Origin of the sequence: Halorussus halobius (genome assembly GCF_004765805.1) — an archaeon.
GTDB lineage: Archaea > Halobacteriota > Halobacteria > Halobacteriales > Haladaptataceae > Halorussus > Halorussus halobius.
Genome location: NZ_SBIU01000007.1, coordinates 22,868 through 49,187, shown reverse-complemented (window position 1 = coordinate 49,187; position 26,320 = coordinate 22,868). Strand labels below are relative to the sequence as shown.

General features: G+C 58.0%; 23 protein-coding genes and 1 pseudogene. 14 read left to right on the top strand and 10 right to left on the bottom strand.

Annotation, left to right across the window (positions count from 1 at the left end; translation table 11 throughout):
- The first annotated feature begins 46 nt into the window (after window positions 1–46).
- The 9 genes from EPL03_RS17550 (at window position 47) to EPL03_RS17510 (ending at window position 13,242) form a co-directional block, all read left to right on the top strand.
- Window positions 47–535 carry a hypothetical protein gene (locus EPL03_RS17550; RefSeq protein WP_135830611.1) on the top strand — a complete coding sequence of 163 codons (489 nt, stop codon included), beginning with the start codon at window positions 47–49 and terminating at the stop codon, window positions 533–535.
- Between the two features lie 18 nt (window positions 536–553).
- Window positions 554–814, top strand: coding sequence for a HalOD1 output domain-containing protein (locus EPL03_RS20765; RefSeq protein ID WP_368277099.1), 261 nt, complete (start codon window positions 554–556; stop codon window positions 812–814).
- 28 nt (window positions 815–842) lie between these two features.
- A complete protein-coding gene (locus tag EPL03_RS17545) occupies window positions 843–3,608 on the top strand; it encodes an alkaline phosphatase family protein (RefSeq protein ID WP_135830610.1) in 2,766 nt (921 codons plus the stop codon).
- 9 nt (window positions 3,609–3,617) lie between these two features.
- On the top strand, window positions 3,618–4,370 hold the full coding sequence (locus EPL03_RS17540) for a hypothetical protein (RefSeq protein WP_135830609.1): 753 nt from the start codon (window positions 3,618–3,620) through the stop codon (window positions 4,368–4,370).
- Between the two features lie 2 nt (window positions 4,371–4,372).
- On the top strand, window positions 4,373–4,693 hold the full coding sequence (locus EPL03_RS17535; RefSeq protein ID WP_135830608.1) for a hypothetical protein: 321 nt from the start codon (window positions 4,373–4,375) through the stop codon (window positions 4,691–4,693).
- A complete protein-coding gene (locus EPL03_RS17530; protein ID WP_135830607.1) occupies window positions 4,690–8,535 on the top strand; it encodes a hypothetical protein in 3,846 nt (1,281 codons plus the stop codon). The genes EPL03_RS17535 and EPL03_RS17530 overlap by 4 nt, the downstream gene beginning before the upstream one ends.
- Entirely contained in the window at window positions 8,532–9,773 is a 1,242-nt protein-coding gene (locus EPL03_RS17525) for an ATP-binding protein (RefSeq protein ID WP_135830606.1), read from the top strand. The genes EPL03_RS17530 and EPL03_RS17525 overlap by 4 nt, the downstream gene beginning before the upstream one ends.
- Before the next feature lie 546 nt (window positions 9,774–10,319).
- Window positions 10,320–11,348, top strand: a complete 1,029-nt coding sequence (locus EPL03_RS17520) for a Cdc6/Cdc18 family protein (protein WP_135830605.1) — start codon at window positions 10,320–10,322, stop codon at window positions 11,346–11,348.
- Window positions 11,349–11,985: 637 nt separating this feature from the next.
- Complete coding sequence (locus EPL03_RS17510; protein WP_004594472.1) at window positions 11,986–13,242, top strand: orc1/cdc6 family replication initiation protein; 1,257 nt, start codon at window positions 11,986–11,988, stop codon at window positions 13,240–13,242.
- Between the two features lie 454 nt (window positions 13,243–13,696).
- Here the strand turns inward: EPL03_RS17510 and EPL03_RS17505 are convergent.
- From EPL03_RS17505 to EPL03_RS17495, 3 genes and pseudogenes are all read right to left on the bottom strand, one after another.
- Window positions 13,697–14,294 (bottom strand): annotated as a pseudogene (locus EPL03_RS17505) (hypothetical protein).
- A 93-nt stretch (window positions 14,295–14,387) separates the two neighbouring features.
- Window positions 14,388–14,711, bottom strand: a complete 324-nt coding sequence (locus EPL03_RS17500) for a hypothetical protein (RefSeq protein ID WP_004594473.1) — start codon at window positions 14,709–14,711, stop codon at window positions 14,388–14,390.
- Between the two features lie 172 nt (window positions 14,712–14,883).
- Complete coding sequence (locus tag EPL03_RS17495; protein ID WP_103992931.1) at window positions 14,884–15,702, bottom strand: hypothetical protein; 819 nt, start codon at window positions 15,700–15,702, stop codon at window positions 14,884–14,886.
- A 228-nt stretch (window positions 15,703–15,930) separates the two neighbouring features.
- Here EPL03_RS17495 and EPL03_RS17490 point away from each other — a divergent pair, with 228 nt between their 5' ends.
- Window positions 15,931–16,602 carry a helix-turn-helix domain-containing protein gene (locus EPL03_RS17490; protein ID WP_049909607.1) on the top strand — a complete coding sequence of 224 codons (672 nt, stop codon included), beginning with the start codon at window positions 15,931–15,933 and terminating at the stop codon, window positions 16,600–16,602.
- Window positions 16,599–17,294 (top strand): nucleotidyltransferase domain-containing protein, encoded by a 696-nt coding sequence (locus EPL03_RS17485; protein ID WP_103992930.1) that lies wholly within the window; start codon window positions 16,599–16,601, stop codon window positions 17,292–17,294. Before EPL03_RS17490 ends, EPL03_RS17485 begins: the two co-directional genes overlap by 4 nt.
- 124 nt (window positions 17,295–17,418) lie before the next feature.
- Here EPL03_RS17485 and EPL03_RS17480 read toward each other — a convergent pair whose 3' ends face one another.
- The 4 genes from EPL03_RS17480 to EPL03_RS17465 all read right to left on the bottom strand — a co-directional run bounded on the left by EPL03_RS17480 (window position 17,419) and on the right by EPL03_RS17465 (window position 20,195).
- Entirely contained in the window at window positions 17,419–18,348 is a 930-nt protein-coding gene (locus tag EPL03_RS17480) for an ArdC-like ssDNA-binding domain-containing protein (protein ID WP_135830603.1), read from the bottom strand.
- Between the two features lie 87 nt (window positions 18,349–18,435).
- Entirely contained in the window at window positions 18,436–18,783 is a 348-nt protein-coding gene (locus EPL03_RS17475; RefSeq protein ID WP_089649951.1) for a hypothetical protein, read from the bottom strand.
- A gap of 71 nt (window positions 18,784–18,854) precedes the next feature.
- Window positions 18,855–19,856 carry a DUF6610 family protein gene (locus EPL03_RS17470; protein ID WP_011222476.1) on the bottom strand — a complete coding sequence of 334 codons (1,002 nt, stop codon included), beginning with the start codon at window positions 19,854–19,856 and terminating at the stop codon, window positions 18,855–18,857.
- 123 nt (window positions 19,857–19,979) lie between these two features.
- Window positions 19,980–20,195, bottom strand: coding sequence for a hypothetical protein (locus EPL03_RS17465; protein ID WP_089649990.1), 216 nt, complete (start codon window positions 20,193–20,195; stop codon window positions 19,980–19,982).
- A 131-nt stretch (window positions 20,196–20,326) separates the two neighbouring features.
- Here EPL03_RS17465 and EPL03_RS17460 point away from each other — a divergent pair, with 131 nt between their 5' ends.
- Window positions 20,327–20,533: a heavy-metal-associated domain-containing protein gene (locus EPL03_RS17460; protein WP_049938502.1), complete on the top strand. Its 207-nt coding sequence runs from the start codon at window positions 20,327–20,329 to the stop codon at window positions 20,531–20,533.
- On the opposite strand, the gene EPL03_RS17455 is transcribed toward EPL03_RS17460, so the two are convergent.
- Window positions 20,530–22,806, bottom strand: coding sequence for a heavy metal translocating P-type ATPase (locus EPL03_RS17455; protein ID WP_135830602.1), 2,277 nt, complete (start codon window positions 22,804–22,806; stop codon window positions 20,530–20,532). The two genes, EPL03_RS17460 and EPL03_RS17455, sit on opposite strands and share 4 nt — an antisense overlap.
- Before the next feature lie 131 nt (window positions 22,807–22,937).
- Here EPL03_RS17455 and EPL03_RS17450 point away from each other — a divergent pair, with 131 nt between their 5' ends.
- A complete protein-coding gene (locus tag EPL03_RS17450) occupies window positions 22,938–23,537 on the top strand; it encodes an ArsR/SmtB family transcription factor (protein WP_103993006.1) in 600 nt (199 codons plus the stop codon).
- On the opposite strand, the gene EPL03_RS17445 is transcribed toward EPL03_RS17450, so the two are convergent.
- Window positions 23,484–24,305, bottom strand: a complete 822-nt coding sequence (locus EPL03_RS17445; RefSeq protein WP_103992928.1) for a sulfite exporter TauE/SafE family protein — start codon at window positions 24,303–24,305, stop codon at window positions 23,484–23,486. The genes EPL03_RS17450 and EPL03_RS17445 overlap by 54 nt on opposite strands.
- Before the next feature lie 103 nt (window positions 24,306–24,408).
- Here EPL03_RS17445 and EPL03_RS17440 point away from each other — a divergent pair, with 103 nt between their 5' ends.
- Window positions 24,409–24,816 (top strand): CopG family ribbon-helix-helix protein, encoded by a 408-nt coding sequence (locus tag EPL03_RS17440; RefSeq protein ID WP_011222470.1) that lies wholly within the window; start codon window positions 24,409–24,411, stop codon window positions 24,814–24,816.
- A 3-nt stretch (window positions 24,817–24,819) separates the two neighbouring features.
- On the opposite strand, the gene merA is transcribed toward EPL03_RS17440, so the two are convergent.
- A complete protein-coding gene (gene merA, locus EPL03_RS17435) occupies window positions 24,820–26,274 on the bottom strand; it encodes a mercury(II) reductase (RefSeq protein WP_103992927.1) in 1,455 nt (484 codons plus the stop codon).
- Between the last annotated feature and the right edge of the window lie 46 nt (window positions 26,275–26,320).

Here is a 26,320-nt window from a genome sequence, read left to right as displayed (position 1 = left end):
TTAAATATGGTCTGTCTAGCTCATGCTATAGAGGGTCCAAGCACTCATGCCTCTTCCAGTTGATCTGCTTGTTTCTATCGCAACACCGCTCTCCGTTCTGGTGTTAGCCTATCAGCTGTGGCAACGCAAGAAACAGTTCAGTACGGAATTTGAAGATCACCTCACTGACCAATACCGGGACGTCATCTACGAGATCCCGGTTGATGCCTTGCTCAGTGAATCCGATCCTGACGGCTACGAGGGCGAACTCAAGGATTATTACCGATATATCGATCTCTCAAACGAGCAAGTGTTCCTACGGCAGGAAGGACGCGTCAGTAAGTCAACGTGGGAAAACTGGCGAGCAGGCATCGAAACGAATCTTAGTCGTCCTGACTTCGCGGAGGCATGGGATGAGATCAAAGAACAGGCACCGGATAGCTTTAAAGAGCTCCGGAAATTGGAGGACTCAGACAAGCCTGATGACCCCCGATACTGGGAACACCCTTGGCGCGCTCGAATTGAAGACTATTGGTATGCCCTTTGGGAATTCTGACAAAATTAGCCAGACCAACTGATCGATGTTGTGGATTCAGATGCACTTGACGAGCTGATCGCAGGCAAGGAAACGGAAGGATACATCCAATTCGAATTCTCTAGGTGTCTCGTTACTGTTGAGAGTGATGGATCAGACACCGTTGAAATAGCCGTCGACACTAACCAGAAACCGATCTATGTCACAGCGGCGTGGATGTCCCCGTCAAAAAAGGTTCTCGCTCTTTTCAGTGAAGCCAGCGGGTTGCCAGCTTCGAACGAGTCACGTTGGAAGCATTAAGTGGGGTGGTTGCGAACGTCCCAGATAGATGAAAACGGAGCTGGAACAAAATCTCGAGGATTCCTTCGATTTTACCTCGTTCGAGCGGCTTACCGCCACCAGCGAGGCAATTACAAGCAAGAAAGGAAAGCTTCTCTACGTGCCGACCGATATCCCTGTCCCGTTCGACAAACGAGTCCTCAACGCGATCGTGGACAGCGACGAGGTCCGGGTCCTCCCCATGCCGGTTGACGAGTGGGAGTTCCGGGAAACGGTCTATACCGGGATCGAGTACCTCGTCGAGCAGGACGGAGAGGCGACAGTCGTCTTCTTCTGTCCCCGGTCACTTGTCGACAACTACCTGGATATTCCCGGCACCGAGTTCGTCAACTTCGAACGCGTCGAGCTCGAAGACCCGACCCGGACGATCCATGATGCCTTCGAACGTGGCGCGGGCGCAGAACCACGCCCAAGCACCATCGACGACCTTGCCGAATACACGCTCCGTGTCTTCACTGCTGCCGCGACCGGAACAGAGCTGGCACCGACACAGATCCAGACAAGTACTGATGAGCAACTCGACGACTTCTACATTCCCTACGATAACCTGACAGCAGTCCCAACACCCATCCGCGAGTTCTTCCTCAACGGCATCGGCATACCAAACACAGACCTCTTCGACAGGCTCGACACAACAGCACAACAGAACGTCTATATCACACAGCTGCTCGCAGCCTACGGTGACCGCTTCGCCAAAAACGAGCCGAAATACGGGGTCGCAGCAGAGATCCAACAACTCGACCCCGATATCCAGCATCTGTTTCGCCGTCTCGTCGTGAAATGGCTTGCCCAGCGACGCCTGTTCACCGCAACACTGCCCGAGCTCGCTGACATGGAACTGGACCGACCCACCATCGACACCATCCAGGACGCCTACCAGCGCATCACGGAAGATGGCAGTACGCTCAATATTCAGGAGCCGGCAGTAGCTGCCGAAACCCTGTCAAAGCACTTCGGTATTCTGTTCGACAACATCGACGAAACCGACTTTGCTGACCTTGTCAACACAGCTCGTGATCAGCTCTCCAGCGACAGTCAGCAGATCGAGGACTACAGCTCGGACCAAGCAGTCCAAACCGTCGACAAAGTCGATACCCTGCTTGATCACCTTGCCGAAGTCGCCCTCATCAAGCATCCTCGCTTCGTCAACGCCGCATTTCCCGAAGAACGCTGGTCATCGATCCTCCAACAGTTCGTCCGGGTCGCCTTCGACAACGACCGCGACGACCTCCTCACCTCCCGTTACCTGACCGTCCTCAATCAGGCTCGGAAGCAGGAACGGCGTGAACGTGAATTCGAAGACCAAGCGGAGACCATCAGAGAACTTGACGTCAACCTCGCCACCCTGCCCACCTTCCTGGAGCAGTGGACCTCCTACCTTGTGGACACACGGGAAGACAACGATGTCTCACCCCTGCTGCGGCAGGAACTGATCGACAAATACGACGAGTTCTGCTCCGAAGTCGTCACCCAGTACCGAGACATTGTCACCGACGACGACTGGCTCCATCTCTCCGACCTGCTCTCACCGCAACACGACGACAGCGTTACGATCACCGTCATCATCGACAGCTTTGGCTACACCGACTACCTCTTGCTCAACCAGTTCGGTTTCTTCGACCCCGAACCCGACGAGATCGATCTCGTCTTCTCAAACATCCCCTCCTACACTCCATCTGCTATTTCAACCATCTTCACCGGACTACCCGCGGAAGAAACAGGGATCTACAGCTGGGAACCCCGCCACGACAACCGCATCTACAATCTCAAACACCGCAACCCGGACACCGACTACGGATTCATCGACCAGCAGACGGAGAACAGCTTCCACCTCATCCAGCGACCACAGCTCAACGAGTCCGGCATCACCCGTGTAGCCGACGAAATCGCTGACATCAGACTCAGTTCAGACACCACGATCGAAACCGACCACCTTGACGCAGTCCGTGAAGGGTTCGTTGACGAACTCGAAGCAACGTTGGACGAACGCCGTCGTGTCCTCGAAGGCGATGAGTTCGATCCCTCACCGGAAGCCCGAGAGGCACAGAAATCAAATATCGTGCTCTACCTCGAAGACTTCGACCAATACCTGCATGAAACACTCGCCTTCGCCGAGTTCGAGAACTACTACCGGACACTCGGCACCTTCCTTACGGACCTCCTCGCAGACATTCAGGACACGGTTGACACGGCAATCGACGAGACTGCCGAGATCAACATCACCTCCGACCACGGGAAACTCACCCGGTACGAAATGGAGATGATCCTAGACGAACACCCTGAATATGAATTCACCCAACAGATGCTCACGGACTCCATCACGCTTGACCAAGCCTACGAAGTGAACTTTCGAAACGCAGAGTTCACGAATCGCAGCGACAACCACTACCTGACAGTCGCCACCGACGACACCGACCCACCGGTCGACCAGGTCCGTGACATGCTAACCGAAGAGGACGCCGCCGATGTCAGCGACGAGGAACTACGGGCGATCATCGACAAGGTCGACTACCTGCAGTCCGGCTCAAAGTTCGCCTTCGGCAGCACCAACAACGAGGACCCGGTAACGGACCTCAACCAGTTCGACAGTATCGACAGCTACCAGCCACGCGGGGACGGCATCTTCACACTACCAGACGTCGGCCTCGTCTCCCGGTACGACATCAAGAACCGGAGCGGCCACGACCACGGCTATCACGGCGGCACCTCGCTTAGCGAAATGGCTGCCCTGCGCCTCACCTTCCAAGGAGCGTGATCTCACACCATGCCTAGAACATACGAATCCATCCCCCGAGTTGGAAACCAGGATCTGCTCAAAGGAATCGAAAAGCTCGCACAGATCGTCCAGTTCCGCGGCCAGTTAACGAAGGACGAACTACGCGATGAAATGGAAGCAATCAACCGCGACAGAGACTCCAAACTGTTCAAATCGATCGATGAGTGGTTCAAGTTCACGTTCCAAGATCAAAACTGCTCGATCGAGATCATCAAAGAAGCCGACGGACACGTAGAACTGACCGAGGATGGGAAAGAACTCCTCACTGCACCCGACTTCCGTGTCGCCGCCTTCCAGCTCTTGGAACGAAAGTCACGGACCAACTTCACCCATTTCTACGATGTCCTACAGCAAATCGAGCAGAAAGTACAGGCAGGCAATTACGATATGGGCAGCGATCTAGAGGAAACGATCTACACGTGGATCCAGAACAAAGTCACAGCAGGAGCGATTGCCTGCTTCCTCAAGGATTTCGAGATCGTCGTCAAGGACGACGGCCGGTGGGAGATAAATCCAGCGCAGTACACCTATCTCCAGGGTGACGACGAGGATATTGTCGAAGATATCATCGCGGAACATGGTAACCGGATGGATCTCGCCGAACTGGAACAACTCCTGACATTGGATTTCAAGTGGGGCGACGAACAAGTCGATGACATCATACAAGAACTTCAGGACCAGAATCGGGTGGCAACTGACCGCTACGAAGGCAAGACCGTCATTGAACTGGTCACTACCTGAAAATGAGCATCGTCCGCAACGTATTGGATCATCTCGACCGTCCAGGCAACGATATCGCCATCGTCGCGGTCAGTGATGTCCATAGCGAATTCGACACCGTCTTCGAATTTATCAATGAATGCCAGCGCCGTACACCTGACACAGCCTACAGCACCGAATTTCTCCGCCCGCGAGACCGTGATGACGGCAGCGGCGACAAAATCATCCTGATGTCGAACCCTGCCCGGATTACAGAGCACAACGTGCTCGATACCAGAATCTACATCGTTGAACAGACAAACGACCTAAAACACAACCTCATCAAATACCGGATCAACACATGACAGTCGAGGAAGCCAAAGAGGATGTTGTCAACATCCTCGACCGGCAAACCATCAAACGCGTCCGACGTGAATGCGAACGACTAGCCGTGGAAAAAGACCTCCCTGCCTTCGAGGCGTTCCTCGAAGAAGGAACCCACTTCATCCTCACCGAGAAACGCGCAGATATCCTGCACGGTGTCCACGACGGCCTCGACAACAAGGATAGCCCCGGCGTCATCCTGCACGGAGCGTACGGGTCCGGCAAAACCGTGATGATGGAGAACATCGCCGCGCTGTGCCAGGCAGACCAAGAGCTCGGCGGCCACGAATTCAGCCAGCTCCACTACGGCGAGACACCGCTCGACTGTATCACAGTCAGCCTAGAGCAAAACGATACTCCAACCGACTTCCTGCACGCCCTCTTCGAATCCCTGGTCACCCAGAGTGAGAACGTCGGCAGGGATGACCTGAAGGCGATATTCAATGACCGGAAGCTGGACGATCTCACGATGGAGGACTTGGATGAGTCACTCCCGCCCAGCCAACGTGAACACCTTATCGACCTCTTCGAAGACCCGGACTCCCTGGAGGACATCGCCCGCGTCACCAAATCACTGACTGCTGGTGACGCCCACAAGCCGATCACCTGGTTCACGACCTACTACCACGACCGCGAAGGCCGCTACCCTGCACTCTACATCGACGAGTTCGAGCAACTGTTCCGCCAGGGCGTCGACCCCGGGGGCACCTACCGGCTTAAAGCGATCATCCAGAAGATGATCCGGAACGCCGTCTCCGGGTTCGAGGATCTCGATACACCGCCCTACATCCTCTTCGCCAATACACTCTCCCTCGACGAGCTTAAGGACCGGTTCAGTGCGGAGCGCGACCTCATCGACCGGATCACTGAGAGTGTCAGCTACAACATCGACCTCTCCGAAGACGAAACGAAGGAGCTCTTCGCCAAACTCTACCGGCTCTACGTCATCCCTCTCCTCGCCGACCGCGACGGGGAGACCCAGGACTGGCACGACACACTCGCTGCGACCGACATCGGTGACGACGGCTACGTCTACCCGTTCACCGATGACACCCTCAACTTCGCACTCAGCATCGTCCAGAAGTTCGAGGACGAGACACAGGGCGAGACCGTCGTCCGTGCCTTCCGCGACTACAAACGCATCCTCATCGCCTTCCTCGACCACTGGGACGGCGACGGACGCATCGACCTCGACTTCCTCTATCAACACGGCGACCAGGTCCGCGAACAGCTACGTGGCCAGGTCGAACGCGTAAACCTCGACGAACTCCCCGGGGAGGGCAGCATCGAGACCACCATCGAAGCAGACTACAACGATGCTACCGGGATCCAACGCCGTGTTCTCCGCCAAATCGCCAAAGTCGGGATCCTCCAACGCGAAGAACGTCCAGTCTACTTCACCGCCGACGAGATCACCGTTATTGCGGACGGCATCGAGCTACAGATCGAGGAAAGTGAAGCGGCTGATCTGATTACGCAAGCTGCCAACGGTCCTGACTACTTCGAACAGGAAGGCGACCGTCTCGAATTCAACCCGAACGAACTGACAGGTACCGCAGCCGGTGAGGATGAACTTTCCCTCGCCGACCAGGTCGGCGAAACGGTCAACGACCTCGGTTTAGAGGAGAAGAACTTGATCCAGCTCTGGGAGACGATGCAGGAGCAGTGCTTCCCAGACACGTCGTTCGAGAACCAGAACGACCAGTACCTGGAGTTCGAGACCGACGACCTCAACTACACGTCGAACGTCTATCTCACACTTGCACCTGACTCGCTGCCGGAACAGCTCCAGGTGGAAGTTGATGACGAGGCACTCCACATCGTTATCCGGCTCGGCCGAGATCCGGACGGCGATCTCCCGGCGCGATTCTACGTCACTGAACGGAACGGCCGTGCTTCGAACATCACCGACGAGATCCAAGCAAGCCTCAACCAAGAAATCGAGGCCCACTTCGACGAGGACAGCGACTACTACGACCTGATCGAGGCGATCCAGGACAAATTCCCCCGGTTCGATCTGTACCAGGCCTACGTGATGTTCCTCAAACTGTCCCTGGCGGAACTGGCAGGGGAGGACATCCACAACGATATCACTGCCCGGACAGCGGAACGGATCAGTTTCTCCATCATCACGACGGTCGACAGCAACGTTACCAACATCGCCGACGACTATCCACGAACCAAGCTCGGGTTCAACGGGGCCTACGCCGGGAAGAACTACCTCAACCTCGTCTACGGAATCAAACACCTCGAACAGGAAGGCGAACTCATCCACAGCAACGCCAACCACCCACGCATCGACGTCCGTTCCTTCGGACGAGTCAGCCGCACACGGGAATCCGGCGACGAATTCCGTTCCATCGTCAGCTCCTTCGCCGACAACGAATCCTTCATCCAGGAACAGGACGATGGCGATTTCCGCCTTGTCCCCCAGTTCAGCAGTTACAGCCCGATCTTAGACAAAATCGAATCACAGCTCGACGAGGACGGCCTCGACTTCGATGAGATCCTCGAACTCATCTTCGGCACGGCCGAGGTCGAAAACGTCACCAAGGCGATGGTCTACCTCTTGCTGGTCCTCGGCCAGTACTGGGACAACTATAGCTGGGTCTTCGAGGACGACGCCGAGACCACCATCATTCCTGCCAACGTCCGGATCGAAACCCAGCGCGAACAGACCCGCCAGCAGATTGGCCGGGCCATCGAGATCGCGATCCTGGACCAGGCCAAGCAGGATGACCCGGACAGTGAACCGGTCGAGGATCTGAAATCAAAGTACGACAGTGTCGACGATGCCGATGCAACCCGGCTCGATGAGCTTCAGGACGAGGTCGATGCTGACTGGGAGTTCGACTACCAGGGTGTGAACGAATCACTCCGTGAGATCGGTGCCAACGATGTGTTTGCTGACACGGCTGTGGCGACGTACGCGACCACGATCCGACCGCTTGGATCGATCGATGCCGAACTCCGCTACCTCATCCTCGACGACCTCGACCACCTCGTCACCCAGGTCAAACAGGCGGCCACCGTCCTTGAGAAACAGGAGCAGTTGGATGACTTGGTGACGAAGGTCGAATGGTTCGACCTCGACCCCGACCTCCAATCAGAGGGACTCGAAATCGATTGTATCACCACCGTCGAGGAGTTCTGGGAATCCCGCCAGGTTGAACGCAACATCGAAGACGCGGACATCGCCGATGACCTGGACGGCTACCTTGAAGACAATATCCAGCTGAACCGGCTCTTCAACATGCTGCAGCGTAGCCGGAAGAGCATCGTTCCCCAGGTCGACACCTACGATGCTGATGACGACTTGGACGACCTCAACACTGACCTTGACCTAGTCAGGGGAGAATTGGAGGACGCGATCGAAGAGGAACAGGACAAGGTCGACGACGCGCAGGACGAACTGGAGGAGTTCCGTGACCGGATTCCCGGCGAGTCCAGCTGGCTCCGCCACGGGGACAACGCCCTCGACGACTGCAAATCGGAGCTGGAAAGCTCGCCGGAACAGTTCGACCATGAACAGTACGGTGAATACTGGCGTCAGTGGGAGCGAGCACGGGACAACCTTGAGGAAGAGGCGTTCGGCGAAGACGAGTTCGAAGACACCGTCAGGAAGTACGACAGCGACATCGATATCGAAGTGGTCGAAAACGCTGCCGAGGACGGTATCGACTCCAAGTTCACCGAACTCGACGATGACGCCTTTGAACAGGTGATCGCTAGATTGGACAGCGACTCGGAGACTGCCGAGGAACTAAAGCAGTCGCTGCTGAAGATTCGTGTGAAAGCTGAACTTATGGGGAGTCAATCATGATCATCGGCGGCGACAAGGAGGAACTGTCCGCCTATCTCGGCCGCAGGTTCGACAGCGACAACGAGCTGGGTGAACCAGTTCGCTTGGACCTCAACGAGCCGCACATGGTCACCGTCTGCGGCAAACGCGGCTCCGGGAAATCCCACACGCTCGGGGTGATGATGGAGGAACTGATGACCCTGCCCACACAGGTCAAGTCGAACCTGAACGGCTTGGTTATCGACGCGATGGGCATCTACTGGAGTCTCCAGGTCCAGACCCCAGATACGGACCTGCTCGAGGACTGGGATCTGTCACCTTCTGAGTACCCGGTCAAGGTCTACTATCCTGCCGGGCTCGAAGAACAGTACGAAGAGATCCAGCAGTACTTCCACGAAGGCTTCGAACTCTACCCGTCCGAACTCTCCGTCGAGGACTGGCTGTACCTGCTCGATATCGACGAAACCCAGGCACAGGCCGGCTTGCTCTCCCAAGTCATCGAAGAGGCAGAGGAGGACTTCGGCCAGTACTACAGCATCATGGACCTGCTCGACAAGGTCGAAGCATCTCCTGAATCAGCCAACATCAAGGATGCGCTTCATCGCCGCCTTGAGAAAGCAAAGAACTGGGGGATTTTCAGCTCCTCGGGCTCCAAGATCGAGGAGATCGTCGAAGGCGGCGAATTCGTTGTCCTTGACCTCTCCGGTGCCGGTGCCCTGCCGTGGAACGTCCGCACTATGCTCACCGGCATCCTTGTCAAGAAAATGTACAACAAGCGGAGCTTCGACCGCAGCCGGGAAGAAGTCAAGAAAATCAAAGGCGAACACACTGAGGTCAACTTCCCCCTCGTCTGGCTGTTCCTCGACGAAGCACACCTGTTCGCGCCGTCGGGGCATAGCGAGCCCAGCACAGATCCACTCGTTGAATGGGTGCGGCAGGGCCGTCGACCCGGGCTCTCCCTGGTCATGGCCACTCAGCAACCCGGGGCACTCGACAACAGGATCCTCTCCCAGTGTGACACCCTCATCATCCACCGTCTCACTGCTGGCCAAGACTCAGATGCTGTCGGAGACAAGATCTCTGAACTCCACGACGCCCAAACCATAAGCCACTATATGCAACAAATTCCGAAAGAGCCGGGCTACGCCTACGCCATGAATGACGACGCCGAAACCATCGTCCCGGTCAAAGTCCGCCCCCGGAAAAGCTGGCACGCCGGCGAATCCGCCAAACTCGAAGAATTCCTTCCGGAAACATAATCTGGGCTTCCGGTAGTCTGTTAGATATCACGGACCTAAAACCAGATTACTTGGTGGATGGCCACGACGATATCCTGTCAGGAGGTAGTTTTTTCATAGCGTGAACGAAGTCCGAATCCGTCTAAAATATTTTGTTCAGATTCTGCTGCTGTCTTAATGATGTCAAAAACTTCTGTCTGGAAGCTGTATAGTCCAGTACCGTAGTTTTGGGTATTGTCTGTAATGTCGTCGAAGTTATCACGGTACTATTGACTTTGTTTGTAAATCCTAGACGGAGCAGAGGGATCCATTCACAGAGGTGTTCGATCGTGGTTGCCATCATTAACACAAATTGAATCCAGATTGGGATTATTCGACTCGTCGTCTTGAGAGTGGCATTGAACGCTCTATATCGAACAAGTGGCTTTCCGGAAATAGCTACTCTCATAGAAGAAACGCACTACTGCAAGTGGTTCAAGTAAATAAAGAGAAGCAATCAGCCGCTTTCCGGAAATCACCCGGTTATACTTTTAATACTCAACCCCAAATCAGCTATACAGAAACTAAATGATCCGCGATGCTCGCGTGCTCCGCGCCGGGTTCGTCCCTCGGGAAGTTGAGCATCGCGATGCCGAGGTCAACCACCTCTCCAGCGTTCTCGAGCCCATTACGAACGGTGAACCCGCCGACACGGCCATCGTCACTGGACCCAGCGGCGCCGGCAAGACGTGCATCTCGCAATTCGTCACCGAACGCCTACGTGAGGAGGTGCTCGACGTCGAGGCCACCTACGTCAACTGCTGGCGTAACTACACCCGATTTCGGACCCTCTACCAGATCCTCGACGACCTCGGCGCGACCATCGACATCCACCGGCAGTCGACGCCGCACGACGAACTTGTTGATCGCCTCCAGCAGCACGACGGCCCGCGAACCGTCGTCATCCTCGACGAGGTCGACCAGCTCGAAGACCCCAGCGTCATCTACGACCTCCACAGCCTCCCGCAGTTCGCGATCATCTGCATCGCGAACAAGGAAGAGGAGCTGTTCAGCCGCGTCGACGACCGCCTCGTGAGCCGACTGCGCTCCAGCGAGCACGTCCGGATGGACAAGTACCACGACGAGCAGCTGTACGACATCCTGAGTGCGCGGGCAAAGTGGGGGCTCGACGAGGACGTCATCACCGACGACCAGCTCTACCGGATCGCCGACGCGGCCGCCGGCGACGCCCGCCTCGCAATCGGCATCCTCCGAACGGCCGCCGGCAAGGCCGATCGCGAGAACCACGAGCGCATCACCGACAATATTCTCCTGGACGCCGCCGAGGATGCCCGGGCCCAGATTAAGCAGAAGAGCATCGATTCACTCACGCCACACCAGCGCGTCGTTTACAACATTGTTCGCGATCACGAGCCACTCGGGCCGAGCGAGATTCACGACCACTATACCGAGAAGGTCGACGATCCTCGGACAAAACGGACAGTGCGGACGTATCTCTCCAAGATGGTCCAGTACAACCTCGTCGATGCGGAAGGCACGAGCCGGGACCGGGAGTACTCACTCGTCGGTTCGGAAGCTGCGTCGCCGATGCAGTAATATCCTGTCTCCGATTGGGTGAGATCGAGCGGCAATCAAGCGAACCCTTGCGGAATCGCGAAACGCCGAAATCACGGGATACTAGTACTGAGTGCCGACTGCGAATCGAGCATAGGCCATGAGCAGTTAACCAACAGACGGTTAATACATACGATTTGTTGGTTAACCGAAAGAGGTCCACGGTCATCATCGACTGGTGTCGGGAAGGGTAGATTTCGACTGGAATATCGGCCAGGCAACGATGGTAGCAGGGAGAGGGCGACCAGAGTCGCCAGTATTGCCAATAATACCGTCGTTTAAGTACCTCTCTCACTCCACCATTGCCAGTAACGAGGGGAGAATGGACGGGAGGGCAGAAACTGTCACGTCTCTAGTCTAGTTACTGTTATCTAAACCTACTACAACTAGTGGAGTTTTCGTTAGTGCGGGTATGGTTTAACGTACAATGTATTAAGAGTATCGCTAATTAGAGAGGGGGTCGTTGACCCCCTCCAGTTGTTGCAAAGGTTTACTGGCAATAGTGGAGTGTGTGTGTTTTATAAGTGGATGCGACACTGGCATAATTGGTTCGAGTGGTGGGTTAGTGGTGATACTGGAACCCATGGTTTTATGATGGTTCTTCGTCTTGAGTCCGCCTATGGGCCGATTCAATCGAGAATCGTTCATCATCCAAGACAAAGACGTCCTCCGGGATGATTACCAGCCAGAGACACTCGAGGAGCGGGACGAAGAACTCGACGAATATGCGGCCGCTCTCCGTCCCGTCATTCAGGGCTGGCAACCGAACAACGTCTTTCTCTATGGCGTTACCGGCGTCGGGAAGACAGCTGCTACGCACGATCTTCTTGAGGAGCTGCAAGAATCCGCCGGAGAGTACGACGACGTCGATCTCAACGTTATTGAACTCAACTGTACTGGCTGCACCACATCCTATCAGGTAGCGGTCAATCTCGTGAACGAGATTCGCTCTCCTTCTCACCCTCTCACCACAGTCTCGTCTTCGCGCGAACCGATGAGCGAAACCGGGTATCAACAAAAACGCATCTTCAACGAACTCTACAACGACCTTGAGTCGATCGGTGGGACTATTCTCGTGGTTCTGGACGAGATCGATAACATCGGCTCGGATGACGATATTCTGTACGAGCTTCCACGAGCACGCTCGCAATTGGATCTCGATGTGAAAATCGGTGTGGTCGGCATCTCGAACGACTTCAAGTTCCGAGAAAACCTCTCTCCGAAAGTCAAGGACACTCTCTGCGAAGAGGAAATCTTGTTCCCTCCGTACGACGCGACTGAACTGCAGAATATTCTCAAGCACCGAGCCGATATCGCGCTCTACGACGATGTCCTCGAATCAGATGTAATCCCATTGTGCGCAGCATTCTCTGCACAGGACTCGGGATCTGCTCGGCAGGCATTACGGTTACTCCGGAAAGCAGCTGATATCGCCGAGAACGACGCGATGGCGGGTGGAGAGGCGAAAATCACCGAAGACCACGTTCGGGAGGCCGAGCATCAGATCCAACGACAACAGGTTGTCGAAGGGATGCATTCGTTGACCCGGCAGGGGCAATATGTATTGCTGACTGTCTGTCAGCTAGCGGCAGAGGGAGAAACACCCGAACGGACGAAACTGATCTATGAGCGCTATCGAGAGGTTCTTCGTAATCACGGCAGTGAACCACTGAAACGCAGGCGAGTACACGACCACCTGTCGGATTTGAGCCTCCACGGGATCTTACGGTTGGTCGACTCGTCGAGTGGACGCGGGAACTACAACGAATACGAGCTTGATGTCTCTCTGTCGTCGGCCCTCGACGCACTCGAGAGCGAACTAGGTGAGCTCAACGACATTCGTGAAACTGCCAAGCGGCATCGGGTTCTGGAGTGACTTCTCAACCGCCAACACCAGTACTGCCAATACCCTCTCCACTTTTGCCAGTAACCGCGCAACCGTCAGTGCCAGTTTCTCCAGTACCCTCTCCGGTGTTGCCAGTAACTTCCTTGTTCTAATCAATCCGACTAGTTACTATCAGGACCACCGTTGCCAATTTCATCAAATAGCGTCTTGTCCTCCGATTTTACTGGCAATAGTGGAGTGTCTGACAGCATTTAAACGAAATTTCATTTACGAGCATTTGCAATCGCTCTTCAGTGGGCTACTTATCGCGTAAGGGTTCGTGGTTCGAAGACCCAATCTTGCACGGATTCACCCCGCACTTACTACTCGAAAACGGGGGATGTCTTCCTGTTCGAGTTCATTCGTTGTCTGGGCCATCGGTGAACAGGATTTCGTGGAGAAACGACAGAAACGTCGGGGGTGGGAGTAACCGATTCGTCTCTGTCTACGGGTATTCCTGATCACTCACGAGAGCCTCGGTACACTCGACGAGGTCGTCCTCAGTCGTCCACCGGCAGAGACGCCTAGCATCGTTGAGCATCTCGAAGATCGCGGTCTGCATTCCACTGTAGGGACTCTCGACGGCTACGTTTGTGTCGATCGCGTCCACATCTATCGTATTGTACGTCGTGTTTGAACACGTGCGTCTTCGCGAAGTACTCCTCAAGGGCTGTGAAGTAGCCCTGCTCGACGAGGAAGCAGCCCTGGGCGTGTTCGGTGACGCCCAGGATGACGTCTGTATGATCGGCGAGCAGCCGGAACTTGAGGTAGGTATTCGTCCACTCGCTTCGAATGTCGATCATCAGGAACGCGTACGCACCGGGCTGTCGGTTGAGGCGATCTTTTACGAGCTGGAGAGGACGGATTTCGGGTTTCCCGTAGCTGCCGAGGACAAAGTACGAATTCTCAGCTGAGAAGATCGGCGTGAGCTCCGCAACACTCTGTTTCAGCGCTTCGTATTCTTCCGGTGTGGGTGAGGCTTCGTGCAGATACTCGTCGGCTTTCTCGACGAGTTCGTCGACAGTGACCGGATCCTCACTCATCAACTCGGGACTTCTCTCGTACCCTGCGTCTTTCACTTCGCAGACGGGGTGTCTCCCCGAACAACTGGCCATCCGACTGAGGTACTAGTCCGTCTACTCGTCCGGATTTACTGGGGATTTGTACTTTGATTTGACGCGATCTCCTTCCCGCCACTGCCAGTAGTAGTAGCGGTTATCGTTGATCTCCTTGATCGTGATCGTCGCCTTCGTCGGGACATCATCGGGGAGGTCATCGGGTCGCTCGTCGATCTCGTCTTCCTCCTCCGCTTCGGCAAGGCGGGCCTGGCGCTCGCGATGCTCGGCGAGGTCCTCGGCATAGTGGGCAACGTCTCGGAGCAGCTCGGGTGAATAGTCGTTGAGTGTGTCGATGACGTCGGTGGGGAGGTCCGCTGGGGGCGTCGGTGGCTCGTAGGACATGGGCCGATCTGTGTTAACCAACAAAGGCGCAAACCGCATAGTTTTGTTGGTTAAGCCGCTACCAACGGCTCTCACCGGTTCTCCAGCAGCTGTATCAATACTCGAAACTCTCCATCAAGGAGTTTCGTCTGATGTTACAGTAGCCTCGGGAGATCTCGAACGCTGGGCGATCCTACGAGTTCGAGGGGAGACGCCCATCAGGTCGTGGGACCCGCCCCTGCTTGATCTCCTGATCGACTCGCCGGAGGTGTTTACAGCCGCCCTCGGGCGTACGCTTCCGCCAGTCTGGACACGTACACGACTCGCTGATCACGTCGACTTCATACCAGTTTCCGGACGCCGATCGGACCTCATAGCGGCCACCCTTTTCGAGCAGCGAGACGGCCATCGATTCGTCGACGGCACGTCTGGTTCGCGGCTCGAGGTCGTCGTGCTGGGTTGAGTGCTCCGTGACGACCATCCGATCGCGTACGTCGCCGGTGCGGCCGCCGTCTGGAGCAACCGCAGCCTTGGGATCCTGGAGACGATCCGCAAGCAGGGCCTCAACTGGATGGCCCTCCGGCCACAGATAGTGGACTTCCCGCCGCTCGCGATGGTCGTAGGAGCCACAGGCGGCAGCGCTCCCAGTCCAGACACGCCACGCCCCGAGTGCTGCCATCACGTCGACGATGACTCGCGGAACAGCGTCGTACTCGTCGGGGTAGAACACCCGGAACCGAGTACACTCCTCCTGCGGCGGAACCGTCTCCCACCACTCGACGTCGTCGTCCCAACTGTTGCACATCGCGTCGTCCTCTCCGTAGCCGACAGTCACGCCGTCAACCTGCGGTACTTCCACCGATGTGTCGTCAGCCTCTCCTTCGAGCAGCCGAAGGACGGCGTACCTGAGATACTCGTGTTCCGGATGGTCCGAAGATTGGGCGACCTGCTCATGGTGCTCTGCGACTCGCTCTGCCTCGTCGAGAACGGTCGTTAGATATCGGTCGGTCATAGGTCGGTGGAGACAGGAGTGCGCCTCCGCCCTTCGGCGGGCGCTGAAAAACTTAACCAACGAATAGCGATCCATCGTATCCTCTGTTGGTTAATTCATCTCCGCTCAAATTCTGAGCCGGATCGGATTACCGGAGCCAAGAATGGTATATCTGTATAGAGATAATTTTATAGGGAATACGGGGGACAAGACTAATACCGTTAGATGCGATACCAATAACTAGCGATGATGGAGTACGTCGACGAGACCGCGGCGAAGATCATGGTCGCGGCCCGGCCGGGTGACTCGATCCGGCGAATCGCCCAGAAGATCGACGGCTCCTACTCGTGGGTCTACGACTGGATCGAGCGGTTGGAGGACGCAGGCTTCATCCGGCGTGAGGACGGCGTTTACATCGAGAATTACGCTGTCAGGGATCGCTACTACGATCTCGTCGCGGCCATCTCTCGCGCTGTTCCCCCCTCGATCGACGACGGCTACGTCATTCCGCACTTCGCCGGGATGCCCTTTGCGTACACGAAAATCGACGGCGTCTACGTCTGGACCCACGGCGGCTATCAGATCGCCCGCGGCCACGACGACTATCCGATCTTCATCCAGGTCGCCGATCAGGACGTCGAACAGTGGACGGCGTTCTTTGATGAGTTCGGGATTCCGAGCCGGATTGAAGAGCGGCCGGATGCGAGCGACTACGACGCGACCGTCTCGTACGTGTTGTTCCCGACGAGTGGGGAGATCACTCGCGAGTGGGTCGACGGCAATCCGGTCATTCCGTTGGACGAGACAATCGAGCACATGTTGGAGTACCGGGTGAACTACGAGCCAGCGTTGGAGATGATCGCCGACGAGTACGACCGTGATATCGACGCGTCCCACGAGGATCCGCGTCTCAATGCATGAGCCTCGGCGAACGCGAAGACGAGCTGCTGGACACCCTGGAGACAGTCATTGACGCTGACCTGCCGTACGTGCTCGTCGGTGGGTGGGCGATCGCGGCGTTCAATCAGCGCTTCACCACGGACGTCGACGTCGTCATTCCGGCACAAGCGGTCGACGACTACACCGACCTTCTCACCGCCCGCGGCTACGAGAAAACGGCCGACGTCGAGCGAAACGAGCTCTACGAGGGCCGTACTATTCGATTCACGAAAGACATCGGGAATCCGGTTCGGTTCGACGCGATGGTGGACGCGCTGGGCTGTCGCCAGACGGAAGCTGAATGGTCGTATCGCTATCTGGCCCAGCACTCCGTCACCCAGGAACTGCGAACCGGGCGCCCGGTAACAGCCAGGATTCCGGAACGGGAGTTGCTGTTTGCCGTGAAACTTCACAGTGGCCGCAAGGCAGACTCCCGGGATCTGGTGGTGCTGGCTGCTGACGCGGATTTCGACCGGATCGCGACCCATCTTCATCGCGGGGTGTCCAAGAAGCTCGCTGGTCGCATCGAGACTGTTCTCGACCGGCTCACGTCGGAAGATTTTGCGGACGCGTTCAAAGGGGTCTTCGAACAGCAAACGGTTCCCGAACAGGATATCGATGCCGTCGTTGAGTTCCTTCGTGACCAGCAGCGCCGAATCGATTCTGAACTATAACATCGACTGCCGGTGGGGTATGTCTTGAGACCGATCGAAACACGCAGGGTCGGACGCCGAACGAATTAACCAACAGAGTGGGATAGTACCCTCCGGCGTTGGTTAACAGCCGGGAAGGAGGTGTTCAGCCGTCTACAACTGTCCCGATGACCTCCTGCGCGGTCGAACTGATCCGGCCGAGTCGCTCCTGAATGCTCTCCGCATCGTCGTCCTGCCACGCGGCAAGATAGAACGCTGATCCGCTCGTATCTAGGTTGAAATACCGCCCGACGATGTACGCAACGGCTTCGGCTTCGATCTCGCGTTTTGCACGCTCGGGTTCGTCGTCGACATCGAAATGGAGCAGTGCGTGGGCGTACTCGTGAATCAACGTCACGGCGAGATCGGCCTGATTTGAGCGGGCTTTCGCTTCGACGACGGGTTGGCATCCGTGGAGAGTCCGGTGTTTGCAGACGCCTTTCGCGTCGCCATGCTCCCACTCGGCAGCGTCGACGACACGGACGTCGATATCGAGCGTAGCTGCTGCATCAAGGAGCGCTGGCACCAGGTCGTCGGCGTCACCAGCTGCCTCGGTTTCCAGCTCGGGGAGCGGTTCGCCCTCGGTTTGAGACACATCGAAGACTGCCGTTGGTTTGAATCCAACCAGTCCTTTCGACCACTCCTCGGGCGGCGTCTCGTCGTACTCACAGTCACTGTCCTCGTGGTAGCTCGGCGAGTTCTCGCATTCCGGGCACTGCTTGGTGATGATCGGCGCCCAGATCCAGATGGCCGACTCACCCTCCTTGACGTGGCGGTCGAACTCCTCCTGCCACGTCCGGTAGCCAGCCACCCGGCTCGCCTCGGGACACTGTCGCTTGATGAGGAGCGTGTTCCGGTAGGAGTAGTCGTGGAAACGACTCTGGACATCGAGCCACTCTTGGAACTCTTCGCTGGCCTGCGCGTCGTCGACGCCGGCGACAAGGTCGTCGATCCACTGTTCGATGGTACTGTTCATCTCGTCTGATCGCGTGTCGGTCTGGTCGAAGGAGACCGACGAGTCTCTGGTCGTAGACATCGTGATCACCGAATCGAATTCACGGCGACTGCGTCTGTTCAGACCGCACCGCACCCTTCAGGGGCGTCCAAAAAACCGCTCTGTCGGTTAGCGGAGCTCGTGACGTTCGTCTGCAAAGCCGACCGTAACGAGGTACTCGAGGAACTCGTCGAACTGCTCGACGTCACTGGGCGTGTCGGTCGCAAGATGACGCGCCCACTCGATGGCCCACTGGAAGGCGGGATCCGTGCCGCCCTTGCCGTGAATGTACCACCACCGGGCCGCCTTGAGAACCACTATGGGATTCGTCGGCGGCTGCTCACCGGCGAGCCCACGGGTGATGGATTCGATTTCGTCGGGGACGTCGGCTGGATCGACCTCCGCTGATTGCGTGTTGTCGATATCGACGGGAATATCGTCGACCGAGACGTTGTCGGGACTCTGTTGTTGACTCACTGGAAGTCACCTCTGAGAGCTTTCGAAGGAGCCCTCGCCCTCTCTGGGGGCACGAAAAACAGGTCGCGAAGTCACGCCGGCGGGAGGTAGACGCTCTGATCGCCGGCGATTTCCTCTAGATTGTTCCGATGACGGTGGCTGAAGTAGCACTCGTAGCTGCAGTATCCACAGATTGCGCCGGTATCGTACTCGGCGACGTACGGGCCGCGGCGGGTTCGCCAGACGTTCGTCCCGCACTCGGTACAGGCGGCGTCCTCGAGATCGGCAGGGCTCGGTCCCTCGTACTCGACGTTGAGCCCCTCGTCTTGCGGTGTCGTTTCGGGCCAGATTCCGTGCGCCCTCCAGAACTCACGGACCCGAGCGAGGCTGTGGCGCACCGTCTTTCGGACGGTGACGTGGTCGGCGTCGCGACCGCTGTCGTCCCAGCCGTCGGCCGTCCAGAACTCACCGAACTGTGCGCCGCGATGCAGCCCGTTCCAGTCGACGCCGACGATATCGGCCGGTGGCTCGTCAGTGAGTGTCGGTCGGGTCAACTGTCGAATAGCGTCGAGCTGCTTGGGCGGACTCCCGCCGAGAATGTGGACGCGCCGCCCTCTCCAATCGGCTGGATCGGAGAAATCGTGGGCCAGGCGGTCGGCGTATCCCCGTGAATACCCGAGGACGAGGTTCTCAGGTATCGCGTCGATCACCGCCCGCGACTTCGGAACGACGATGAGCTCAGCTTCGGGGTAGCTCGCTTGGATTTCACGAGCAGCAGCGACGTGGGCGTCGACGTCGTCGATTTCGTCGACGTCCCCGATGACCCCGACACGTGGTTCGTACTCGAAAAAGCGGTCGACGAACCGCTCCAGATCGGGATCCCGAAAATCGTTGTCGAGCATCCCGACAGGAATCTCGAGGTTCAGGTACTGGTCCGTCTGGTACCCACAGTCTTCCCGAAACCCGGGGAGAAATCCGAGGGCGAGAGAATCGGCGACGAATGGGGCTCGATGGAGGAACGCCACATGGTCCGCTTGTCTGGCGACAGCGATGTCGCTAGCCGTGCTGGAGTCTGGACTCAAACCGAGGGACATAACGGAACTCGCGAGGCGGCTGTTGGTCGCCCCGCGCCCATTCAGGGGCCCGAAAAACCGCGGCACAGCATATTAACCAACAATAGGGAAACTCACGCGGAGTGTGTTGGTTAAGGACAGCGCTTACCCTTCGTCCTCACGCAACTCTTCAGCTTTCCACTTGAGCCGGCGCAGAATCTGCGTTCGATTTTGGTGGGCGTTCTCGTAGGCTACACACTCTTGCAAGGTTTCCATATCGGGAATCGTCGCGATCCCTGCCTTGATCAGGCCCGTGTTCGGTGCTTCCAGACGCTTCTCTGGAGGGAATTCGTCGCTCTCTTCGTCGTCAGTGGTTCCCATCTCAAAGAGCCTCCACCCCTTTGGGGCCGACACAAACAACTCTCCGGACGATAATGTCCACCTCTAATAGAGATGAAACCGATACAACGGTTACCGTAATGGTCATTCCCCGCGAGTGTTTACAGGCCCGCATGGAGCGAAAGACGATCTCAGTCACCGGGATGTCCTGCAACGGGTGCGAACAGAACGTGGAGACCGCCCTGCGAAACCTCGATGATGTGAATCGGATCGAGGCCGACCACGAAGCTGACACGGTCGACGTGGTCCTCGAGGATGGAGTCTCAGACGACGACGTGAACGCGGCAATCGAACAAGCTGGCTACGACGTAGTGGCTTAATCGGCTGTCACTCGGCCGTCTCCACGCTCGCCGTCGGTGCGGTCGTCGAGGGCGAACTCGGTGTTGACACCCTCGCCGGAGAGGAGCTGACCAGCGAAGCTGTTGGCGAGGACGGCCGAGACGGACAGCACCATCGCGAGCATCGCGAACACCGGGTGAACGAGCCCCGTGGTCGCGGCGGCGACACCGACCCCGTTGAACGCGAAGGCCGTCGCGAGGTTCTGACGGGTCTTCCGGTAGCTCTCGTTCCCGATCTCGTAGGCGTCCATCACGCCACCAAGCCGGTCGCCCATCAGGACGATGTCCGCCGATTCGATGGCGATGTCGGTCCCGGCGCCGATGGCGATCCCGATGTCGGCCTGCGTGAGTGCGGGAGCGTCGTTGATGCCGTCGCCGACCATCGCTACGCGGTGACCCTCGTCCTGCAGGCGACCGATCTCTTCGCGTTTCTCGTCGGGCAGCACGTCGGCCATGACGCGGTCGATACTGACCTCCTCGGCGACCGCGTCTGCGGTGCGCTCGTTGTCTCCAGTGATCATCACGGGCGTGATGCCGGCGTCTCGCATCCGTTGGATGGTCGCAGCGGCGTCGCTCTTGACCTCGTCACCGATACCGATCAGACCGAGTAGGTCACCGTCACGAACAACTCCGGCAACGGTGAGGCCGTGGCCCTGAAGTCGCTCGATGTCGTCGCTCCCCTTCGACAGGTCGATCCCCTCGTCGCTGAGCCATCCCGGTTTCCCGACCAGCACGTCGTCGCTGGCCACGGTTGCCCGGACGCCCTTGCCGGTCACGGAGTCGAAATCATCGGGGTCAGCGTACTCGACATCTTGCTCGTCGGCGAACTCGAGGATCGCATCTGCGAGCGGGTGTTCAGAGAAGGCCTCCGCGCTAGCCGCAGTCGTGAGTACATCCACCTCGTCGGCACCGAACGCGACGACTTCACTGACGGCGGGTTCGCCGACGGTGATGGTGCCGGTCTTGTCCAACACGATGTGGTCGACGTCGGGAAATATCTGGAAGGCGTCACCGGAGCGCATCAGGATGCCGCGGTTCGCCGCCTTCCCGCCACCCCGAATTAGGGCGAGCGGTGTCGCCATCCCAAGCGCACACGGATAGCCGAGGACGAGAACCGCCAAGGCTGCGAACGCCCCGCGCTGGACGTTGGGGGCTGCCCCCCACGCGAGTGGTGCGACCACCCAAAAGAGGAACGAGAGCGCGGCGATCGTCAAGACGCCGGGGACGAAATACTTGAGCACGCGGTCGGCGAGCTGGATGATGCCGGGCTTCATCGCCCGCGCCTCCTCGATCTCGCGGGCGACCTGGTTTAGGAACGCGTCCTCCCCGGTTGCAGTTACTTCGATGAGCAGCGTCCCGGTCTCGTTGACGCTGCCACCGATCACCGCGTCGCCGGCGGCCTTCTCTTCGGGAATGGACTCGCCGGTAGCGACCGACTCGTCGACCATCGATTCGCCCTCGACGACCGTGCCGTCGACGGGGATGTTTTCGCCGGGCTTGACGCGGACGCGATTGCCAACGTCGAGGTCGTCGACAGGGACCTCCTCGACATCACCGTCATCACTGACGCGGCGTGCCGTGTCGGGCTGGAGGTCGAGAAGGCCTTGGACGGCTCGGGAAGCTCGCGTGCGGACGATGAGGCTGGTGTACTCCGAAAGGATGTGATAGGTGGTGATGAACACGGAGACGGCGAAGAAGTGAACGGTCGGGAAGCTCGGGAAGACGAACAGGCCAAGCAGTCCACCCACGAGTCCGGCGAACGCGCCCGCTTCCAGGAGGACGTGCTGGTTGAAGATACCCCGGCGCACGCTCTGGAAGGCTTTCTCTTTGATATAGCGGCCGGGCCCGAACATCGTCCCGAGTGCCAGCCCCAGAGTCACCAGATCCATCCCGAGAGATGTTGACTCGAAGCGCCCCATCACGAAAATCATCCATCCCATCAGGGCAGCGATAACGATGGATGCGCCACCGGTGATGAGGAGGCGACGCTTGCCGTCGGAGAGTTCGGCCTGCTGTTGCTCGTACCGCTTCGCTTTGTCAGGGTCGCGGATGGTGTACCCGAGGTCTCGGAGCGTGTCCTTTACCTCGACCTCGCTCAGCAGGTCGTCGTCGTATTCGACGAGAACTTCCTCGTGGGCGAGACTCACGTCGACGTCCTCAACGCCGTCGGTTCGACTGTAGGCCTTCTTGATGCTCTCGGCACAGAACGAGCAGGACATCCCCCCGACGTTGAATTGGTCGTGTGTCGTTCCCATCGTACCTGTTGGTTATCGTGCGACGCGGATAACCATTATGACGAGAGTTATAGCGGTCTCGATATCATACTACCACTGTCGTTGGAATGGCGTTACTCTTACTGTCGTTGTCCGTCTATGTCGTCACAAGAATGGCGCTCCTCGAATCTGACGTGCCGATCCGCGAAGTCGTGACGACGGACCCGGAGAAAGCGAAGGCACTGGAGAACGATGTCCGGGTGAAGATCCTCGACATGCTCGCAACCGAGGAAATGACGATCGAGGAGATCCACGACGAACTGCATCGTCGTGGCGAAGAAAAGGCGGAGACGACGGTGCGCCACCACGTGAACGTCCTGAAGGATGCGGGGATGGTCGAGATTGCCCGGCTCGAAGAAGCTGGTGGGGGGACGCGGAAGTACTACAAGTCGAACACGCGGATTTTTTCGTATGACCTACCAGAGGACGCTGAGCAGACGCTCGCTGGGGCGCAGGAAACCGCGGCAGCCGAATTAGCAGGGCTCGTTGAGACGCTCTATGGGGAGCACGGCGACGACATCGAAGCGGTGGCACGAGAAATGAAGCCGTGCGAGTACTGTGCAACACAGCATTACGAGGAGTTCGTCCTCCGTGAACTGCTAAATCGCGCGCTTATTGACCTTACTGAGAATGGGACGCTGGAGAGTGTTCGGCGTGATTCAGAAGACGCCGGCGATGAAGCCGAGTCCCATGACGATGAGGACGGTCGCTGAGAACAGCGGCAGGTACGGTGTATACCGCTCGACTGTTTCTTCGTACTCCTGATAGCCGGCGATGAGGAGCATCGTTAACCCGACAATGCCGACGATGACCGTCAGCGCATACGCAGTCATCAGCTCCAGACAGTACGTCGAACCGGCACAGAGGCCGATAATCTCGAATTCTTCTTCGTGAGCGAACCCGAGGACGAATGCGAACCAGGCGATTCCGAGGAGTCCGCGGTCGGCGTCAGGAGCCGGATCGGTCCCGTGCTCGTGGGAGTGCCCTCCGATTTTTCCAAGCCGAATTTTCACCCGTGTAAGGAGCCCATCCGGGGAGTGTTCGTGCGTGGGTGGCGTGCCGTGACTGTGGTGGCTCGACTGCTCCTCCGTATGCTCATCGTGGTCGTGTCCGTGGCTGTCCTCGTGCTGGTGAGAATGGCCGTGCGTGTACTCTCGAATCCCGAGTCCGATGAGTAAGACGCCTGCGACGATGCTGACTGGACCGCCGATGGAAACGCCGCCAAGAATCGAGATCGGCTCGTTCACTTGGGTCAGCTGAAAGTAGGATTTCGCGTAGAAGAACACGCCGACCATCGCCAGACTGCTAATGAGGTGGCCGATGCCGATCAGCGAGCTGGCGGCGAGTCCGTAGAGCCACTTATTGGATTGATCGAGTGCATAACTCGCGGCGACCGGCCATCCGTGTCCGGGCTCGATGCCGTGCACGAATCCGAGCGCAATCGCGCCGACCAACAGTGGAAACGCCTCGCCGTGGAGCATTCATATATTCCTCTATCCCTGCGCTGTATAGCGGTTGTTAAGACTGAAACGTGAATTCCGTAATAATCGAGGGGTCAAGACAGTAGGGGATCAATTGGGGAGTATGCGCACGAGCTTGAACGTGTCTGAGGACATTCTCGAGGAGTTCGACGAGACATGGCAGGCTGAGGGGTTGGACTCCCGCTCGCGGGCGATTCGTGAAGCGATGCAGGAATACATCGAGGGACATTCACAACTCGAGGAGGTTTCAGGCGAGGTCGTCGCTGTACTGGCATTCGATTACCAGCACCACGAGGTGATTCACGATCTCCATTCGGCCCAGCACCAGTTTCAGGACGTCATCGAAACGATGAGCCATACCCACCAGGGCGAGTGGTGTTTAGAGACCGTCTTCTGTCATGGCGATGCGGCGCGGGTGCGGGAACTCGTGTATCGGCTCCGTGATTTCGATGGGGTTGGTCGTGTGAAGACGATGCTCCTCCGCAGTACTGCGCCGGCCGACCCGGAGTGAGATTCACTCGATACAGCAGCTCATCGTCGATATGTCCCGTCGGAACGCCTGACAGGCCTGTTTGAACGCCTCGGAGAACGTCGGGAACGGGTGGACGGTGTCGATGATGTCGTCGACCGTGAGGCCGAACGTCACCGCAAGCGTGGCTTCCATAATTATGTCGGCGGCACGGGGGCCGACCATGTGGACGCCGACGATCTCGTCAGTCTCGTGGTGTTTGACGACTTGGACGAGGCCATCCGTGTTCTCGACGGCCTTCGCTCGCGGGACATCCGCCATCTGGACGGTTCGGCACGAGCAGGTGCCGTGCTCGTCCATATACTCGCGTTCTGTCGTCCCGACTGCGGCGACTTCCGGGCTGGTGAACACGACTGCTGGCACCGCGTCGTAGTCGATGCTGACGCCCTCGTTGCCGAACGCGTTCTTGACGGCGTGATTGCCCTCCTTGGCGGCGACGGTCTCCAGTTCGGGCTCGCCGATCACGTCGCCCGCCGCGTAGATGTCGGGATTCGTCGTCTGGAAGTACTCGTCGACACGAATCGTCCCGTCGGGGTTCGTTTCGATCCCAACCGTTTCGAGGCCGATGCCCTCGCTATTCGGCTGGACGCCGGTCGCGACGAACAGCGCGTCGCCGGTGACCGTTCGCTCGTCTCCGTCGATGGTCGTTTCGACGGCGACGCCTGACTGAATCGCTTCGGCGCCGCCGTCGGCTGCTAGCGTGCGGACGCGCTGGAAGTCGTTGCCGGTGATCACCTCGATGCCCTCCTCCTCGAATGCACGCTGCATCTCGCGACCAAGTTGGCCTTCCATGTCCGAGAGGACGCGGTCGGAGCGCTGGAGAACCGTCACGTCGATGCCGACACGGTGCAGGATCTGTCCCCACTCCAGCGCGATGTATCCCCCACCGAGCATTAGGATACTCTCGGGAAGGTCGCGCTCCTCGAGGATGGTCTCACTCGTGTAGTAGTCGACGTCGTAGAGGCCGTCGATGGGCGGCGCCCACGGTGAACTGCCGGTCGCGACGAGGGCCTTCTTCCCAGTAATGTGTGCGCCCTCGTCGGCGCCGTCGACGACCTCGATGGTAGTATCGTCGACCAGCTGGCCGTACCCCTCGTAGATGTCGATCTCGAAGTGCTCGGCGACGTCGACGTAGTTCTCCTGCCGGAACCGCTCGACGAGTTCGTCGGTGTCGTTGAGGGCGGCGGCCCAATCGACGGTCGGCTCCTCGGGGTATCGAACGGCGTCGAAGGGGTTCTCCGACGCTGCAGCTCCGCTCTCGGCGACGGCAAGGAGATGCTTACTCGGAACACAGCCGACGTTCACGCACGTCCCGCCGATGGGCAAGCCGGTATTCACCATCGCTGTCGAGAGATCGCGTCGACTCGCTTCGGTGATTGCGGCGAAGGCTGCGGCGCCGCCACCGAGAATCACGAGATCGTAGTCGGCTGTCTGAGTCATCTGTGCCTATACTTTACGACGGGAAGTTCTTGTACTCCAGAGTCCG

Coding starts and splice junctions, on each gene's coding strand:
- EPL03_RS17480 (WP_135830603.1), bottom strand. CDS start 18,348: ATGTCTACGACCAGAGACTCGTCGGTCTCCTTCGACCAGACCGACACG.
- EPL03_RS17485 (WP_103992930.1), top strand. CDS start 16,599: ATGAGCCTCGGCGAACGCGAAGACGAGCTGCTGGACACCCTGGAGACA.
- EPL03_RS17495 (WP_103992931.1), bottom strand. CDS start 15,702: ATGACCGACCGATATCTAACGACCGTTCTCGACGAGGCAGAGCGAGTC.
- EPL03_RS17550 (WP_135830611.1), top strand. CDS start 47: ATGCCTCTTCCAGTTGATCTGCTTGTTTCTATCGCAACACCGCTCTCC.
- EPL03_RS17440 (WP_011222470.1), top strand. CDS start 24,409: ATGCGCACGAGCTTGAACGTGTCTGAGGACATTCTCGAGGAGTTCGAC.
- EPL03_RS17455 (WP_135830602.1), bottom strand. CDS start 22,806: ATGGGAACGACACACGACCAATTCAACGTCGGGGGGATGTCCTGCTCG.
- EPL03_RS17500 (WP_004594473.1), bottom strand. CDS start 14,711: ATGTCCTACGAGCCACCGACGCCCCCAGCGGACCTCCCCACCGACGTC.
- EPL03_RS17525 (WP_135830606.1), top strand. CDS start 8,532: ATGATCATCGGCGGCGACAAGGAGGAACTGTCCGCCTATCTCGGCCGC.
- EPL03_RS17535 (WP_135830608.1), top strand. CDS start 4,373: ATGAGCATCGTCCGCAACGTATTGGATCATCTCGACCGTCCAGGCAAC.
- EPL03_RS17460 (WP_049938502.1), top strand. CDS start 20,327: ATGGAGCGAAAGACGATCTCAGTCACCGGGATGTCCTGCAACGGGTGC.
- EPL03_RS17510 (WP_004594472.1), top strand. CDS start 11,986: ATGGGCCGATTCAATCGAGAATCGTTCATCATCCAAGACAAAGACGTC.
- EPL03_RS17530 (WP_135830607.1), top strand. CDS start 4,690: ATGACAGTCGAGGAAGCCAAAGAGGATGTTGTCAACATCCTCGACCGG.
- EPL03_RS17545 (WP_135830610.1), top strand. CDS start 843: ATGAAAACGGAGCTGGAACAAAATCTCGAGGATTCCTTCGATTTTACC.
- EPL03_RS17465 (WP_089649990.1), bottom strand. CDS start 20,195: ATGGGAACCACTGACGACGAAGAGAGCGACGAATTCCCTCCAGAGAAG.
- EPL03_RS17470 (WP_011222476.1), bottom strand. CDS start 19,856: ATGTCCCTCGGTTTGAGTCCAGACTCCAGCACGGCTAGCGACATCGCT.
- EPL03_RS17450 (WP_103993006.1), top strand. CDS start 22,938: ATGGCGCTCCTCGAATCTGACGTGCCGATCCGCGAAGTCGTGACGACG.
- merA (WP_103992927.1), bottom strand. CDS start 26,274: ATGACTCAGACAGCCGACTACGATCTCGTGATTCTCGGTGGCGGCGCC.
- EPL03_RS17445 (WP_103992928.1), bottom strand. CDS start 24,305: ATGCTCCACGGCGAGGCGTTTCCACTGTTGGTCGGCGCGATTGCGCTC.
- EPL03_RS17490 (WP_049909607.1), top strand. CDS start 15,931: ATGGAGTACGTCGACGAGACCGCGGCGAAGATCATGGTCGCGGCCCGG.
- EPL03_RS17540 (WP_135830609.1), top strand. CDS start 3,618: ATGCCTAGAACATACGAATCCATCCCCCGAGTTGGAAACCAGGATCTG.
- EPL03_RS17520 (WP_135830605.1), top strand. CDS start 10,320: ATGATCCGCGATGCTCGCGTGCTCCGCGCCGGGTTCGTCCCTCGGGAA.